Origin of the sequence: Sorangium sp. So ce362, from assembly GCF_051519845.1 — a bacterium.
GTDB lineage: Bacteria > Myxococcota_A > Polyangia > Polyangiales > Polyangiaceae > Sorangium.
The window spans coordinates 6,669,454-6,685,236 of sequence record NZ_CP150332.1 but is presented as its reverse complement, the minus strand read 5'-3'; the positions used below and the strand labels follow the sequence as shown (position 1 = coordinate 6,685,236).

The window sequence follows — 15,783 nt, the reverse complement described above, 5'->3', positions numbered from 1 at the left end:
GCGCGGATGCGAGTCGTTAAACCCCTCAAGGTCCCGGCGCTCACGCGCGTCGTCGAGGTCGCGCGTCGCCTCCGGTTCCACGTGGGCGCCATGGTCGCGTTCCCGCTCGACGCGCCGCGCGCGGTCGTCGACGAGATGACCTTCTGGCCGGCCGCGATGGCGGAGCTCGGCAACATCGCGCTCGACGACGGCATCGCCAAGGCGCGCGGCGAGCTGCTCGTCGCGGGCCGGTGCCACGCCCCGGAGGGCCGCCGCGTCGCCGCGTCGTTCGTGCGCGCGCGGCTCGGATCCATCGACAAGCGCCTGGCCGTGCTGGGCGACCGGCACTGGACCGGCCGCGGCTTCACCGAGCCGGAGCCGTTCTCGGACATGCCCATCGACTGGGCGCGCGCCCTCGGCGGGCCGAAGGACCCGGCGAACCCCTACGGCAAGGGGATCGAGGAGGTCGAGCGCGGCGGGCAGCGCGTCCGGCCGCTCCCGAACGTGGAGCACTACGGCGCGCTGATCCGCTCGCCGTCCGACCGGCCGGGCCCGGCGTCCTTCCTCCCGATGGACGTGAGCTTCGCCCAGCGCCGCGGCCGCGCGGGGACGTACGGCGGGGACTACGCCGAGAAGTGGGCGCCCGGCCTGCCGCCCGACGTCGATCCGTCGTTCTTCAACGTCGCGCCGAGCGATCAGTGGAGCGCCGAGCCGTTCCGGGGCGACGAGGCGTTCCTCGTGGAGAACATGCACCCGGCGCGCCCGCGCATCGAGGGCGCGCTCCCCGGCCTCTGCGCGCGCGTGCTCGTCACCCGCCGCGACGCGAGCGGGGAGACGTTCGTGGAGCTCCCGGTCCGCTGCGACACGGTGTGGCTCCTCCCCTCGGCCAACCTCGGCGTCGTGATCTTCCACGGCTCGATGCCGGTGGTCGACGACGACGCGGCGGAGATCATCGACCTCGTCGTGGCCTGCGAGGAGATCGGCCGCCCCCGGCCGATCGAGCACTACCGCGAGGCGCTCGCCCGGCGGCTCGACAAGGACCGGGGCGCGATCGCGGGGCTCAGCGACAGCGATCTCATGCCGCCGCGCGCGTCGGGCGTCGCGGCGAACATCGCCGGGCTCGACATGATGCAGTGGATCAAGAGCGAGAACCTGGCCGCGAAGAACCTGCGGCGCGGCGCGGAGCGGGACCGCGAGCGCCGCCGCGAGGAGCTCCTGGCCGACGGCGCCGATCCGGCGCGCTACGGCCTCGACGCGCCGCTGCCCGAGGAGGAGGCGCCTCCGCCCGTCGACGACCTCGACGCGCTGGTCGTGTACCTGGACGACGCGTCGCGAAAGTTCGAGGAGGAAGAGGTGAAGGCCGCCCGCACGAAGGACGAGGCCGAGGCGCGCATGCGGGCGCGGGCCGCGGACATGGGGGTGTCCGAGGAGACGCTCCGGCGCGCCGAGGCCGAGGGGGAGCCCCCCGGCGGCCCGCCGAAGTTCTCGGCCCAGGCGCAGCTCCAGCAGTACGCCGAGCTGGCCGAGGCGGGGCGCCGCGGCGGCGTGCCCAACGAAGAGCTCGAGGCGATGCTCGCGGATCCGGCGTTCCACGAGCAGCTGGTCCGCCTGGAGCAGGCGGCGCGCGAGGGCTACCGCGGCTCGGCGCACCTCACGCCGGCGGCCCTGCCGATGACCGCCGAGGCCGCCCTGATGGCGCGCGTCGTCATCGAGGCGGCGCGCGACGCGCGCGAGCCGCTCGACGATCGCGATCTCACCGGCGCCGACCTGCGCGGGGTCGACCTGCGGGGGATGAGCTTCGCGCGCGCGTTGCTCGAGGGGGCCGACCTGCGCGGCTGCGACCTCTCCGGCGCGGTGCTCGAGGGCGCGGTGCTCGCGAAGGCCGACCTCACGGGGGCGAACCTCACGGGCGCGCGGCTCCGGGGCGCGAACCTGGGCAAGGCGAACCTCGAGCGCGCCGTGCTCGACGACGCCGATCTGACCGAGGCCGTGCTCATGGGCGCGAAGCTCGCCGGGGCGCGGCTCCAGCGCGCGCGGCTCGAGCGCGCCGACGTCCTGCAGGTGAGCTGGGAGGGCGTGGATCTCTCCGGCGCGGACCTCGCGGTCTGCACGTTCCTCCAGGCGAGCTTCGCCGGGGCGAACCTCACCGGGGCGAACCTCGAGCGGGCGATGCTGCTCGAGTGCTCGCTCGACGGCGCGGACCTCTCGGGCGCCCGGCTGCACAAGGCGACGCTGATGAGCTGCACGGGGGCGCGGGCGCGCTTCGTGGGGGCGCGCTTCTCCGAGGGGGTCGCCATCTACAAGAGCGGCCTGCCCGAGGCCGACTTCCGCGACGCCGTGCTCGAGAAGACCTGCTTCCGGACGACGGACCTGCGCGGCGCGCGCTTCGATCGCGCCCAGATGACGATGACCGATCTCTCCGAGGCGGACGCGACGGGCGCGATCTTCGACCGCGCCGTCCTGAAGAGCGCCCTCCTGATCCGGACGATCCTGGACCGCGCCTCGCTCCGCGGGTGCAACCTGACCGAGGCGATCCTCTCGAAATCGCGCCTCGCAGGGGCGGATTTCACCGGCGCCCAGCTCTGCCGCGCCGATTTCAGCCGCGCGCGCGGGGACGGCCGGACGACCTTCGCCGAGGCGGCGGTCGACTTCACCCGGTTCGACCGGCAGGGCGCGCCGGCCGCTGGAGGCGCGACATGAACCGCGACGAGGTGCTCGACAAGATCCGCCACGGCGAGGCCATCCAGGCCGCGGACCTCTCCGGGCTCGACCTGACGGGCGCGGATCTCTCGGGCGCGGTGTTCGATCGCGTGCGCATGCCGCGCGCGATGCGGGGCGCGCTCATCAAGGAGTCGACGTTCTCCGAGTGCGATCTGTCGGGCGCGGACATGACGGGCGCGGACCTGCACCTGACGAGCTTCGTCCAGAGCTGCCTCGACGGGGCGGGGCTGTCGGGGTCGAGGCTCATCGGCGCGAGCTTCGTCGAGACGACGTTCGAGGGCGCGACGCTGTCGGGCGCGGAGGCGCAGGTCGCGAACTGGGCGAAGTGCTCGTTCACGCGCGCCTCGCTCGAGGGGGCGAACCTCGACCGGTCGAACCTCATCGAGATCACGGCCGACGGCGCGAATTTCTCGCGCGCGAACCTCGAGAAGGCGACGATGTACAAGCTCGACCTGCGCACCGCGCTGCTCGACGGCGCGAACCTGACGCTCACGACGCTGCTCGAGTCCGAGCTCGGCGCGCGGGCGTTCCAGGGGACGAAGCTCTTCCGCACGCAGTTCATGCGCGGCAGCGTCGCGGGATCGAGCTTCGCGGGCTGTGACGCGACGCAGTGCAATTTCACCGGGGCCGACGTCTCGGGCTGCGACTTCAGCGACGCGGTCCTGACGCAGGCGCTCTTCGGCGAGGCGAAGGCGGCGCGGGCGCGGTTCTCGCGGGCGAGGCTCCAGCAGGCGATCTTCGAGCGGGCCGCGCTCGCGGAGGCCGATTTCTCGGGCGCGGAGCTCGTCGAGGCGTACCTCGCCTTCGCCTCGTGCCCCGGCGCGCGCTTCGTCGGCGCGAAGCTCGCGTACGCCGACCTCTCGCACTGCGATCTCTCGGGCGCGGACTTCACGCAGGCAGGGATGTTCCGCGCGAAGCTGCACCGCGCCCGCCGCGACGGCGCGCGGCTGCCGGCCGGGGCAGGGTGGCTCGGCGACGACGAGAAGCTCGCCGCGCTCGAGGACTGGAAGCCGAAGCGCGGCGGCGAGCGCGACGCCCAGCGCCCGTGAAGCTTCGGTGAAGCGCGAGGATGCCGTTGCTTCTGTCCGAAAACTCCCCGAAAGTAGCGATGCTGCGCGCACGTCCCGAACGGGCGGAGCCAGGCCGAGGAGACCCGAGATGCAGAGCACGGCGGCCCGCGAGCCCCTGACGGTGGCACACGACGACAGCGCGCAGGACGATCTCCTGGCCGCGGTGGATCTGCCGTCGCTGGAGGCGTCGCCGCGGCGCGCGCCGTCGCTCGAGACGGGCGTCGTCCGGGGCACGGCGTCGGGGCTCCTTGTCGAGCTCGGCGGCGGCCTCGTCGTCGCGCGGCGCGCGAAGAGCTGCCTCGTCGCGCCGGACGCGGGGGATCGCGTGCTCTGCGTGGCGGACGGCGACCAGGTGTTCGTCCTCGCGGTGCTCGAGGGCGAGGCCGGCGCGACGACGCGGATCGTGGCCGAGGGCGACCTGAAGGTGCAGGCGACGGGGCGCCTCGGGCTCGGCGCGGGCGATCAGATCGAGATCGCCGCGGCCCGGGAGGTGGGTCTGTTCACGGGCAAGCTCCAGATCCGCGCGCAGGCGGCGGCGGCCGCGATCGAGGAGCTCGGGCTCGTCGGCCGCTCGCTCGAGGCGCACCTCCAGCAGGCGGTGGTCGTCGCCGAGCGCATGGAGGTGCGCGCCGACCGCCTCGTGCAGCGCGCGAAGAAGGCGTTCCGCTTCATCGAGGCGCTCGATCAGGTGCGCGCGGGCATCTTCGATCTGCGCGCGGAGGGCCTCGCGGCCGTCCGCGGGGAGAACACGATCGTCGCCGCGCGGACGCTCGCGAAGCTCGACGGCGAGCAGGTGAAGATCGGCTGAAGGGCGTGCCGCGCGGCGCCGCGGACGCCGGCAAGGACGAGGGGTGAATCGATGCTCGCGAAGACGACCGCAGGGGGGATGTGCCTGGCGTTCCCCGACGTGTGCCTGACCCCGACGCCGGCCCCGGTGCCGATCCCGTACCCGAACATCTCGCTGCATCCGATGAGCGTGATGTTCGTGCCGAACGTGCTCGTCACGTGCGCGCCGGCGCACAACATGCTGACCGTCGCGCCGCTCACGATGGGGGACAACCCGGGCGTCGCGCTCGGCGTCGCGTCCGGGATGGTGATGGGCCCGTCGCGCAACGTGACCGCGGCCTTCACGGTGATCGTCGGCTGCGCGCCGATGACGCGCCTGACGAGCATCTCGCTGCAAAACAGCACGAACGCGGTCGGCATGGCGATCGTGCCGAGCATCACCACGGTCATCGTGCTCTCCCCGTGAGCGGCGCGCGCCCTGGACCCGTGATGGAGGCGACCACGCCCGAGAGGAGCCCGCTCGCCGAGGCGCTCGTTCGGCTCGACGAGGCGATGCGCCCGCTGCGGGGCAGCAGCCTCGATCCGGAGCGGCGCCGCGTGGCGGTCCGGCTCGCGGACCTGGCCCGCTGCGAGGACGGCGACCTGTCGGCCTTCGCCAGGCGGCACCTGCCGGGCCGCGCGGTGGACGAGCCGGCGCTGCGCGCCGCGCGCGAGATGCTCCTGGCGATCGGCCGCGTCCTCGGCCCGGAGGGCGAGAGCGCCGAGGCGCTGGGCGCGCTCCAGGGCGTGCATCGCGTGCTCGACGAGCGGCTGTCGGAGGCGAAGCGGGCCGCGGCGTGGCGCGAGGCGGAGGCAGCCGCAGCGGCAGCCGTTGATGCTGCCGCGACGGGCGCGCCGGCGCTGGTCGAGGCGTCGGGGCCGCTCTCTCGGCCGGGCGCGGGCTTGCCCTTCGTGGCCGCGCCGACGGCCGTGTCCGCGCCGATCGCCATGTTCGCGCCCGCGCCGATGGCCGTGTCCGCGCCCTTGGCCGCGCCCGCGCCGATGGCCGTGCCTGTGCCCGAGCCCGTGCCGGTGGCGGCGTCCGCTCCCCGGACGGAGCCGCCGTCTTCCCGAGCGGGGCCTCCCGTGTGGGACGAGGAGACCAGGCCCGCCAGCAAGACGCTCCCCGAGATGGGGAGGCTCGTCGACTCGGCGCTGCCCTTCATCCCGGTGGCTTCCGAGGAGCGCCCGCGGTCGGCCGTCGCGCGCTTTGACGCGGCCCTTCCTTTTCAGCCCGTCGCGGGCCACAACGGAGCACCGCCGCACGAGATCCCCCCGGCGGCGGCGCACCACGGCCCCGCGGCGCCGTCGCTCCCTCTCGAGCGCCCCCCGGTCGTGGCCGGCCCGAGCGCCTTTCCGGCCGCCGCGCCGAGCGCCCCGCCCTCGGCCATCCCGGGCGCTCAGCCGGCCCCCCTGCCGAGCGCCCCGCCTCCCTCCGCGCCGGCGCCTGCGAGCACCGGCGACCCGCTCAGCGCGCGCTCGACGCCCCCGCTCACGCTCAACCAGTACGCCGGCCTCGTCGTCGCGTGCGAGCTGTACCCCGCCTACGTCGAGAGCACGCACGCGCGTTACGGCGTTCCCTCTCCAGCCGCGCGCGCCGCGCTCGACGCCTTCTGGGCAACCCGCCTCGCCGCCGATCCCGCGCTCGCCCAGCGCTGGCCGGAGCTCTGCGAGGCGGCGCGCAGGTACTTCCTGCAATCGCGCTGAACGCCGGCGTCGCCCGCGTCGCGCCCGCTCTCCTGGGAGGGGGTGAGCGAGCTATCGAGGCTCCGGATCGGGTTGGGCGGATAGGTGACCTGGAGGATGAGGTCGGTGAAGGCCTGCATCTCCGGGTCATCGAGCTCGGCGTGCCGCCCGAGCAGATCCATGAACGCGGGGTTGAACCTCTTGAACGCGGCCTCCTCGTCGAAGCCGCCCGACACCGGGCGTCGTCCCGTCCGCGCGCGCCAGGTCGCGGCCGCGGGGTGGCGGCGTCGCTATCGTCCGTGTCGCCGGCGCCAGGGACCCACGGGATCGATGTTGAACCGGTTGCAGGCCGTCGCCGAGGTGCCGATGGCCAGGCACAAGACCAGTCGAAGCGGAGTGTTAAAGTAAAGCAAGGTACCTCTTCATGGTCATGGTCGCGCGACGTTCGCCGCGCGATCGATTCATGAACATCTTAAAAAGCGCGCTGGCGCTCACGATGCGATGCGTGATGACGGGCGAGCTGAGCGTTTCATGCGATGGTATCACTGCAATGCAATAACGACGCTGGATCTCGATGTTGGCCGCGGTCTCCCGCTATGGTGCGCGCACAGGCGATGTTGTCGTTTATCCGGAGAGGTCTCCGCATGAAGATGAGGTGTTGGAAATATCTGTCGAGTTGCGCTCCCTCGTTCCTGGTTCCGTGTGCAGCGGGCAGCGTTTCCCGCACGCCGAAATGGGACGAGCTGGCAAGGACGCCGGAAAAATACTCTCCTCTCCTGGCGTTCTTGGCGCCTTGGCGGGTTTTTTTTTCTCCTGGGGCCGTTCCCAGGCAAGATCCCGGGCCAGCCTCTGTCGGACATGTCTCGTTCGCTCTGCGTCGCGAGCGGCCTGAGCTCGATTCGTGAGTGAGTCTCGATAAGGCGCCGCTTTCTCACGACAGCGGATTGCATGGCGGTCATCGACCCACCAACGTGTGCAGCGTGGCTGTACGATGGGACGGCTGCCACGCTGCGCTCGGTTTCGGATAGCGCTTCAGCTTTCCGGCCTCGGGACGCCCTGCTCGAGCGGCGGGCTCTGCACCGATTTCGGCTACCCCGAGCTCGGGATCTGCCTCTGATCGGGCCTGTCCCGTGATGGGCGGGAGCAGCAGGGCCGGCCGATCGGCCGCGCCGGCCGCCCCGGTGACCGTCTGGCCCCCGGGCTGGCGCATGTGGTAGTCCGTGCGGGTGACCGAGCCCGCGCATGATCCTGGCCGTGTTCCCACGCTCGTCGGTCGCTCGAGCTCCCATTTCACGCGCGTCACGCGCATCTTCGCCGCCGAGCTCGGGGTCGCCTGCGCCTTCGAGGTCGTACCCGACCTGCGCTCGCTGGACACCGCGGACTACGCGGGCAATCCCGCGCTGCGCCTGCCGATCCTGCGGACGGGGGCGACCACGTGGCTCGGCTCGCTCAACATCTGCCGAGAGCTCGTGCGTCGGGCGCCGGTGCAGCGGCGCGTGGTCTGGCCCGAGCACCTCACCGAGGCGCTGACCGCGAACGCGCAGGAGCTCGTCGTGCAGGCCATGGCCACCGAGGTCACGCTGATCATGGGCCAGCTCGCGGGGACGCCGGAGGACGACGCGCAGCTCACGAAGCTGCAGAAGAGCCTGCTCAACATGCTGGCCTGGCTCGACGACAACCTCCAGGCGGCGCGCGCGGGGCTGTCCCAGGATCGCGACCTCAGCTACCTGGAGGTCTGCACGTTCTGTCTCGTCACGCACCTCGAGTTCCGGAAGATGCTGCCGACGAGCGGCTATCGCGCTTTGACGGCCTTCTGCGGCGAGTTCGGCCAGCGCGCCGCGGCCCAGGCGACCACGTACCGGTTCGACGCGCCGTGAGCCCGCCCGGCCGGAGCGCGGTGTCGCTCCGCGCCGGTGAGCCCTGACGCCAGCGCGGCCTGAGCGCGCCCGGGCGCTGAGCGCCGCTGCCCGCAGACGCCGTGGCGCCGTCTCGGCCGGCGGCAGGCGCCGGATCGCCCGCGTAGTCCGCGGTGTCCAGCGAGCGCGGGCAGGTGCTCCTCGACGGTCGCGGCGAGCAGCGCCTCGCGCGTCGGGCTGTGCCGTTTACGGATCGCGATAGATCGATGGGTACGCCGGACCATCCGACTCGTCGTGCCCTGCTGGCAGCCGTCGGGGCCGCCGCCTGCGCGTAGCCGCGAGAGTCGCTGAGGCGCAGTCATCCTGTGAGGCCTGCGGACGGTGAACGGAGGGGACATCGCGGCGTGAAAACGTGGACCGTGGCTGGAGCGCCAAGGTATATCCTTCGGGTGTAGATCCTTGGCGACGACAAAAGTCCGTGCGCTTTCATGGTGTTGCGCCGAAGGCGCGGTCCCTGGGACCGCGCCCCTATCACATCGACGCAGACGCCCGTCGACGTAGCCGGTGGACTTGGCCCCCCTGCGACGTTGATGCCGTGCACTTATCCGCCGGCCCAAGCGCGAAGCCGCAGCCCAGGTTCGGCCGCGAGAGGTGAAAGAATCCGGGCGCGGGCGAGGCCACATTCGACGGATTGACGATCGTATACTTCGCCACAGGTGATAATTCCGGGCGCGAAAATGCAACGCGTTGAAATTCCACGAATCTGACGTATCCATGGCCTCTGCAAGAGGCCGGTCCCGACAGGCAGGTTGGACCGGCAGGAGGACTTGGTCGTGAGCGCCGCGTACGCCGTTGCAGCAGGTCAGGACCCTTTCGAGAGCGCCCGGGAGCAGGCAGAAGCCATGGAGAAGCATCTTCGGTCATCCGAGTCGATGGAGAGCACGCATGCCGAGCTGGAGGGGTTCGTCGTCGACGAGGGGCGCGAGTACCAGCGGCGGCTCCTCCAGGCCCACCTCGAGCTTCGGGCCGAGCGCGAAAGGCCCGTGGAGGTCAAGGGCGCGGACGGCGTTCAGCGCAAGCATCGACGTCTCAGCAGCAGAGCGCTCATGTCGGTCGTCGGAGAGGTCGATGTGCCACGCGCGGCCTATCAGGCGCCGGGCGTCCCCGGTCTTCATCCGATGGATGCGGCGCTGAGCCTCCCGGACGAGCTCTACTCGCACAGCGTCCGTCGCTACGTCGCCGAGAGCGCCGCCCGCAGCTCGTTCGATGAGGTCGTTGAGGGATTGAGAAAATCGACCGGCGCCGCGGTGCCGAAGCGCCAGGTGGAGGAGCTCGCGGAGCGCGCCGCGCAGGACTTCGATGCGTTCTACTCCACCCGCGCCGTCGAAGTCGAGGACACTCAGGCGCTGCTGGTACTCAGCTTCGACGGCAAGGGGATCGCGATGCGGCGCGAAGACCTCCGACCTGCGACGCGGAAGGCTGCGGAAGCGGGGAAACACAAGCTCACGAAGCGCCTCGCCAAGGGCGAGAAGCGCAACCGGAAGCGAATGGCCGAGGTCGCCACCCTCTACACGATAGACCCCTGGGTCCGCACGCCTGACGACATCGTGAACGACTTGCGCCCTGTGCATGACGTCGCCGCGCAACGGCCGCGGCCGGTGAACAAACGGGTCTGGGCGAGCGTGGAGAAGTCATCGCGAGAGGTGATCTCGGCGGCGTTTGCTGAAGGCCTGCGTCGCGATCCGGAACGCCTTCGGCGGTGGGTGGTGCTGGTCGACGGCAACAAGGACCAGATCACCCTGGTCAAGCGCGCCGCGAAGAAGGCATGCGTCGAGATCACAATAGTCCTCGATATCATCCACGTGCTTGAATATCTCTGGAAGGCCGCGCACTGCTTCTTCGCCGACGGGACCAAGGAGGTCGAGCAGTGGGTGACGTGCCGGCTGCACGAGCTGCTCGCGGGGCGCACGGCCGGAGCCATTGCCAGCACCATCCGGCGCCATGCCAGCAGCCGCGTGGTGGACATGGGGACAGCGGTGACGCTCGATACCTGCATCGGCTACCTCGTGAAGCATCGGACGCTCTTGCACTACGATCGCGCGCTCGCAGCGGGGCTGCCCATCGCCACGGGGGTGATCGAGGGCGCATGCCGCCATCTCGTCAAGGATCGCATGGACCGCACCGGGGCTCGCTGGTCGCTCCAAGGCGCAGAGGCGGTGCTGCGCCTCCGCTCGCTGCGCTCGAGCGGCGACTTCGAAGCCTACTGGGCGTTCCACCTGCAGCAGGAGCATGACCGAACGCACCGTGCACGTTATGCAGGAGGCGATGTCCCCTCACCGCTGCCGCCGCCTCGACCCAAACTGCGCCGGGTGAAATGAGCAAAACGCCCTCGTTCCAGAAGAGCCGCACCCATATCCTTCTCCACGAGGGCTCGCGTGGTATCCATCGAGGTGGTCGAGGGGACAATCTTCGCCGGCCGTTATCGGCTGGTTCGCCGCCTCGCCGCCGGCGCCATGGGCGCGGTGTACGAGGCGCGTCACCTCGGGACCGATCGCCGGTGGGCGCTCAAGGTGATGCTCTCCCATATCATCGAGCGCCCCGAGCTCCGCAGGCGGTTCGAGATCGAGGCGCGGGTGACCGCGCACATCGAGAGTCCGTTCATCGTGGAGGTCTTCGACGCCGGGGTCGACGACGCCACCGGGGTGCCGTTCCTCGTCATGGAGCTGCTCCGCGGTGAGGAGCTCGGCCGATGTCTGCGGCGCGTGGGGCGGTTCTCGCCCGAGGAGACGCTCGCGTGCCTGCACCAGATGGCGCTCGCGCTCGACAAGACGCACCGGGCGGGGATCGTCCATCGCGACCTCAAGCCGGCAAACGTCTTTCTCAGCGTGCGCGCGGACGGCGAGCGGCGCATCAAGATCCTCGATTTCGGCGTGGCAAAAATCATCGCCGAGAGCACCGCCGGCGGAGGCGCGACCCAGACCGTGGGGACGCCGCTCTACATGGCGCCCGAGCAGTTCCGGGGCCGGCGCGTCTCGGCGGCGACGGACATCTACGCGCTCGGGATGATGGCCTATACGTTCCTCGTCGGCGAGGCGTACTGGGTCGATGAAAAAAAGGAAGAAGACAACCTCGTCGCCTTCGCGCTCAGCGCGGCGTACGGCCCGGTGGAGCCGGCGAGCGCGCGCGCGGCCATGAGAGGCGTCTTCCTGCCCGGCGGCTTCGATGCATGGTTCGCGCAGGCGACCGCCGTCGATCCGGACCGGCGATTCGCCACGGCGACCGCGGCGGTGCGCGCGCTCGGCGACGCGCTCGGGATCGCCGACGTGGCTCCCCTCGACCTGCCTCGTCCGGCCCCCGGCAGCGTGGAGGGATCCGTTGCGGAGACGGTGGCGGCCGCGGAAGGGGGCGGCGTCCACGAGGAGGGCGGGGCGCGACCCGGAGCCACGGGGACCGCGTCGGAAGAGACCGAGTCGGCGTTCCCCGAGGGCTCGACGACGACACGTTCGGTGTCGGAGATCGAGTCTTCAGCTCCCGTCGGCGCGGGAGGAGAGGCGGCGCCTGAAGACCCGGTGCCATCGCTGCGCGCGTCGTCGCCGCCCGGTCGACCTCGAAGGGCGGGAATCGGGCTGCTGGCTCTGGCGGGCGGTGCGCTCGTCGCGGTCGCCGGCGCATCGGTCCTCTATCGGCAGATGTCCGCACGAGCCGTGCCTCCTTCCGCCTCGGCCGTGCCCGCTCCCGTCTCGCCCCTGCATTCGCCGTCTTCGGTGCTGGCGTGCCCGCCCTTCGATGCGTCGGGCGTCGACGCGCCTGCGGGGTGGTTGGGCGCTGCCGCGGCGTCCCTCTTCTGCGAACGAGCGCGCTTCGCGCTGGGGGGGGCCTCCGGGCGGACGCTCATCCCCGCCGAGCTCCTGGCGCTCCCGGCGCAGCCCGTGGACCGGTTCCCCGAGGATCCCTACGCCGCCCCCGGAGCACGCGCCAGAGCGGTCGAGGAAGCGCACCGGCGAGCGGCCGCCTACGTCGACGGCGAGGTCGTCCGGGAGGGCTCCGGCTTCCGCATCACGGTCACCCTCCGCGGCCCCGACGGGGCCGAGATCGACCGCTCCGTGGGCGCCGGGCGTGCCCTCTACGAAGCCGTGCGGGACGCGATGAATCCTCTCGCCGAGCGGGGAGCGCTCCCGGTGGCGCCTTCTCTCGATCCCACCATGGCGGAGTTCTCGCGCGCGCGCGACATCGGCGGCGCCCTCGTGCTGTTCGACCTCGCCGCGGCCATGAGCAACAACGCGGGTGGGCTCCCGGACGAGTGCTCCCGCGTCGCGGCGAGGAGCGCCGATCTCGCGGAGCTGGGGCGCGCCGAGGGCCGCCATTGCGCCTACACGCTCGGCCTTCCGCTGCCGGAGGTGGAGCTGCCTCCGCGCGGCGAGCCTGCCTCCTCGGGCGAGCTCGCCGCGCGTGGCCGCGTCGAGCACGTCGCCCTGCGCAAGGACGATCCGGCCACGATCGCCGAGCTCGAGGGCCGCTTCGCGCGCGAGGCCACGCCGCTCGGGCGCTCGACGCTCGCCACGACCCTCTCGTGCCTCCTTCAGTCGCCCGACCCGAAGCGGGCCGCGGAGATGGCCCTGCTCGCGGTCCAGGCGGAGCCGAGGAACCCGATCGGTGAGGGCTGCGCGCCCTGGCTCCAGCTCCTCTCGGTGACGTATGGCACCACGAGCGCAGGGGCGACGCTGCGCGCGATGCAGGCCTGGGTGCCCTGGAACAGCTATGGCTGGCTGTTTCAGGCGAAGCGCCCGGGCGACAGGGCCATTGCGCTCGCGGCTGCCCGGCGCGCCTATGTCCTCTCGCCGCTCGACACGTCCGTGGCCGGCACCCTCGCGGACAAGCTGCTCGCCTCCGGCGCGCACGAGGAGGCGCGGGGCATCGCGGTCGCGCTCGCGACGGGGGGGTATCCCGTCCACCGCGTGGCGAGCGACCTGCTCCTCGTGCGGTTCGAGGCGAGCGAGGCGCGATTCGGCGCCGCGCTCGAGCGTGCCAGACGCGCCATGGTCGTCGCGGCGGACGACGCCGGATGGCTGCGCGTGCAGCGCCTCGAGATTGCCTGGCGCGCGCTGCAGATCGCGCTCGTCCTCGGCCGCGCGCAGGAGATCGCCGATCTCCTCGTGGAGCGATTCCTCGATCCCGAGCCTCCGCCGCTCGACGGCGCATACCTCGACGTCCCGCTCCGGCTCCCTGCAATCTGCGCGCACGCCTCGCCCGCGGTATCCCGCCGCTGCTTCACCCGATTCCGGGAGCTCCGACAGCGCCTGTCGTACAGCGCCCTCCCGGACGCGGACGCCTTCACCGAGGGCGCCGAGCGCTATGCGAAGCGAGATTTTGCGGGCGCGGCGCGAGCGTTCCGGCCTCTGCTCAGGACGCCGGGGCCGTTCGTCGAGGTGCTCGCCGAGCCGATGGTGGAGACGTTCGAGCGCACGGGGGAGAGCGAGCTCGTCGCGCGGCTGGAGGCGGCGCTCGCCGATCGCTCCTCGGAGCTCAACGGGGCGAGCCTCGCGGTGGTGCGCGCCGCGCGCCGCGCGGCGCGGCGGGGGGAAGGCGACCGGGCGCGGGAGCTCGCGCAGCAGGTGCTGGACGCGTGGTCGGTGGCGGATGAGACGGTGCCCGCGGTGGCGGAGATGCGGCGGCTTGTCGAGGCGCCGGCGCGGTGAGCGGAGCTTTGCTCGTGGCTCAGTCGCAGGCTTGGCCGCCCACGGTCTGGACTTCCCTGACGCAGACGCTGTCCCAGGCGGTGGTGCAGCAGAAGGGATCCACGCTGCAGATGCTCATCGCGAGCGAGCTACAGTCGCCGAAGAGCGCTGCGCCGGTCGTGCATTCGTCGTGGGAACACTCGGTGAGCGCGCACTCGCGCTGAAATTCGTCAACGCAAATGCTGTCCCAGGCGATGCTGCAGCAGTAGGGATCTGTCTTGCAGATCCTGGCCACGCAACCGGGCGAGGAGAGGGACGGCACGTCGCAGCCGGGGGTGAGCTCATCGCCTGCGGTGGAGAGCGTGTGGCCGCAGGTGCCTTCGACGCACTGCGCGCTCTTCGCCACGGTCTTTACCTCGGTGACGCAAATGCTGTCCCAGGCGGCGTTGCAGCAGTAGGCATCCGCGGCGCAGATGCTCGTCACGACGGGGCTGCATCCATCGTCGAGCGCGGCCCCCGTGGTGCATTCGCTGTGGATACACTTGTTCGCCAGCAAGCAGCCCTTGATGTCGCTGGAGAGGGCGCAAGGGTCGCTGAGAAAGACGGTGATCCCGTGCTGCCACGGACGACGGACACGTTGCTCCCCTTCGCAGTCGAGGTACGCCGAGCTGGGGGCCTTGCTTTCACCGAAGCAGAGCTGCGTGTAAGCAGGCGCCGTGCGCTCGTCGCTGCTTGGCGCGGCTCGACAAGGCAAGGGCTCCTGCAGGAGACAATCCTCGTCACTGGGGCCTCCGCAGAGTCGGTCGGCGAGGTGTGCCTTCCCGGCGCTCCAGATGTCGCTGTAGCATGCGTATCTATTCTTCGGCCCATTGAAGATGTCGCCGAAGAACGAGCCCTCGCGATACGTGAAGACGTCCTCCTCCCTGGCGGGATATTTGGCAGGGGTGCCGGGAGAGGGGACCACGTCGAGCTCCGGCGGCAACTGCTCCTTGGGGTCCGGCGACGCGAGCATGACGCTGAACAGGTCGCCAGGCGGGCAAGGGAACGAGATCTCCTCTTCCTCGGCGAAGTCTGCCACGAAGCCCGCATAACCAGGCAGATCCCGGGAGCTCGCGACGTCCGGTTGATCATGATTGCAACCGTGAATGCCTCTGCACACGCGCACCATGGGCTGAACCACGGACCAGCGCTCGCGCTGCAATGTCACCGAGGCCTTGGGCTCGCACCTGCCCACGTAGGCCGCCTGCCAGCCGCAGTCGCGCCTGTTCTCGCCTTCGGTGTGGTAGGGCGTGCATGCCTCGAAGCTCGCGATCGGCGCCCGGTCGCGGAGCTCGCGCTCCACCCGAACCTTGTCCCGGAGCACGAAGAGGCTCGCATCCTGGCCGCGGATCGAGATGGGGACCTGCCTATCCAGGGCGTTCAGCCGCGCAAGGACACAGCTCGAGACCACCTCGAGGCACTCTTTCGTGGGTAGATCCCCCCAGCTACCCAGCGGGGACTCCTTGCCGCAAAGGCCGAGCTTGCCCCGCCAGATGAATGTCTCGGCGTGGATCGTGGCCTTCACTTGCTCATCGGGACCGAGCGCGCACGACACGATCACCTCCATGAGCTCGTTCGCGTTGCCAGCGGCTGCGTCGATGAATCGCTCGGCCATGTGAGGGTTCGCCGACAGGATCGCGTCGAGCCCCTGGGTATCGAGCTTGTGGTATCTCAGCGCCTCCAGCAGCGAGGCGTTCCGGGGGAGCGCTCTGGGGTCGAGCCCATTCTGTGGCATCTCGAAAGCCGGGCCCCTCAGGGCCTGCCGCGTCGAGGCGGTAACTTCGTCTTCCATCATGTTTCCGGCCGTACACCCCATGGTGACGAAGGCGGGCACGAGGGCGAGCGCGGCAAGGGTGCGTCGAAAGCTCATGCCCAGCGCCCTTACAAGACCCATGCCCGCCCCCGTCGAACGCCCCTCCGGGCTCTCGGTCT

At 71.2% G+C, this 15,783-nt stretch carries 9 protein-coding genes and 1 pseudogene; 8 read left to right on the top strand and 2 right to left on the bottom strand.

Annotated features, from left to right (window positions below):
• Positions 1-6: 6 nt before the first annotated feature.
• The 5 genes from WMF17_RS25405 (at position 7) to WMF17_RS25385 (ending at position 6,302) form a co-directional block, all read left to right on the top strand.
• Positions 7-2,679 carry a DUF2169 family type VI secretion system accessory protein gene (locus tag WMF17_RS25405; protein ID WP_437643701.1) on the top strand — a complete coding sequence of 891 codons (2,673 nt, stop codon included), beginning with the start codon at positions 7-9 and terminating at the stop codon, positions 2,677-2,679.
• Positions 2,676-3,749: a pentapeptide repeat-containing protein gene (locus WMF17_RS25400; protein WP_437643699.1), complete on the top strand. Its 1,074-nt coding sequence runs from the start codon at positions 2,676-2,678 to the stop codon at positions 3,747-3,749. The genes WMF17_RS25405 and WMF17_RS25400 overlap by 4 nt, the downstream gene beginning before the upstream one ends.
• A gap of 109 nt (positions 3,750-3,858) precedes the next feature.
• Complete coding sequence (locus tag WMF17_RS25395) at positions 3,859-4,578, top strand: DUF3540 domain-containing protein (protein ID WP_437643697.1); 720 nt, start codon at positions 3,859-3,861, stop codon at positions 4,576-4,578.
• A gap of 51 nt (positions 4,579-4,629) precedes the next feature.
• Complete coding sequence (locus WMF17_RS25390) at positions 4,630-5,022, top strand: DUF4150 domain-containing protein (protein WP_437476167.1); 393 nt, start codon at positions 4,630-4,632, stop codon at positions 5,020-5,022.
• A 20-nt stretch (positions 5,023-5,042) separates the two neighbouring features.
• Positions 5,043-6,302 (top strand): hypothetical protein, encoded by a 1,260-nt coding sequence (locus WMF17_RS25385; RefSeq protein ID WP_437643695.1) that lies wholly within the window; start codon positions 5,043-5,045, stop codon positions 6,300-6,302.
• 17 nt (positions 6,303-6,319) lie between these two features.
• On the opposite strand, the pseudogene WMF17_RS25380 reads toward WMF17_RS25385, so the two are convergent.
• Positions 6,320-6,544: pseudogene (locus tag WMF17_RS25380) on the bottom strand (hypothetical protein); the annotation flags it as partial.
• A 963-nt stretch (positions 6,545-7,507) separates the two neighbouring features.
• On the opposite strand from WMF17_RS25380, the gene WMF17_RS25375 reads away from it, so the two are divergent.
• From WMF17_RS25375 to WMF17_RS25365, 3 genes are all read left to right on the top strand, one after another.
• Entirely contained in the window at positions 7,508-8,158 is a 651-nt protein-coding gene (locus WMF17_RS25375) for a glutathione S-transferase N-terminal domain-containing protein (protein WP_437643693.1), read from the top strand.
• An 812-nt stretch (positions 8,159-8,970) separates the two neighbouring features.
• Positions 8,971-10,515 carry an ISKra4 family transposase gene (locus WMF17_RS25370; protein ID WP_437643636.1) on the top strand — a complete coding sequence of 515 codons (1,545 nt, stop codon included), beginning with the start codon at positions 8,971-8,973 and terminating at the stop codon, positions 10,513-10,515.
• A 57-nt stretch (positions 10,516-10,572) separates the two neighbouring features.
• The gene (locus WMF17_RS25365; RefSeq protein ID WP_437643691.1) at positions 10,573-13,833 is read left to right on the top strand and encodes a protein kinase domain-containing protein; all 3,261 of its coding nucleotides are present in this window, start codon (positions 10,573-10,575) and stop codon (positions 13,831-13,833) included.
• A 19-nt stretch (positions 13,834-13,852) separates the two neighbouring features.
• Here the strand turns inward: WMF17_RS25365 and WMF17_RS25360 are convergent, their stop codons facing one another.
• Positions 13,853-15,721: a hypothetical protein gene (locus tag WMF17_RS25360; protein WP_437595724.1), complete on the bottom strand. Its 1,869-nt coding sequence runs from the start codon at positions 15,719-15,721 to the stop codon at positions 13,853-13,855.
• Positions 15,722-15,783: the final 62 nt, after the last annotated feature.

Bases quoted from the DNA above. Each gene is read 5' to 3' on its own strand.
- WMF17_RS25405 (WP_437643701.1), top strand. From the start codon at position 7: ATGCGAGTCGTTAAACCCCTCAAGGTCCCGGCGCTCACGCGCGTCGTC.
- WMF17_RS25400 (WP_437643699.1), top strand. From the start codon at position 2,676: ATGAACCGCGACGAGGTGCTCGACAAGATCCGCCACGGCGAGGCCATC.
- WMF17_RS25395 (WP_437643697.1), top strand. From the start codon at position 3,859: ATGCAGAGCACGGCGGCCCGCGAGCCCCTGACGGTGGCACACGACGAC.
- WMF17_RS25390 (WP_437476167.1), top strand. From the start codon at position 4,630: ATGCTCGCGAAGACGACCGCAGGGGGGATGTGCCTGGCGTTCCCCGAC.
- WMF17_RS25360 (WP_437595724.1), bottom strand. From the start codon at position 15,721: ATGAGCTTTCGACGCACCCTTGCCGCGCTCGCCCTCGTGCCCGCCTTC.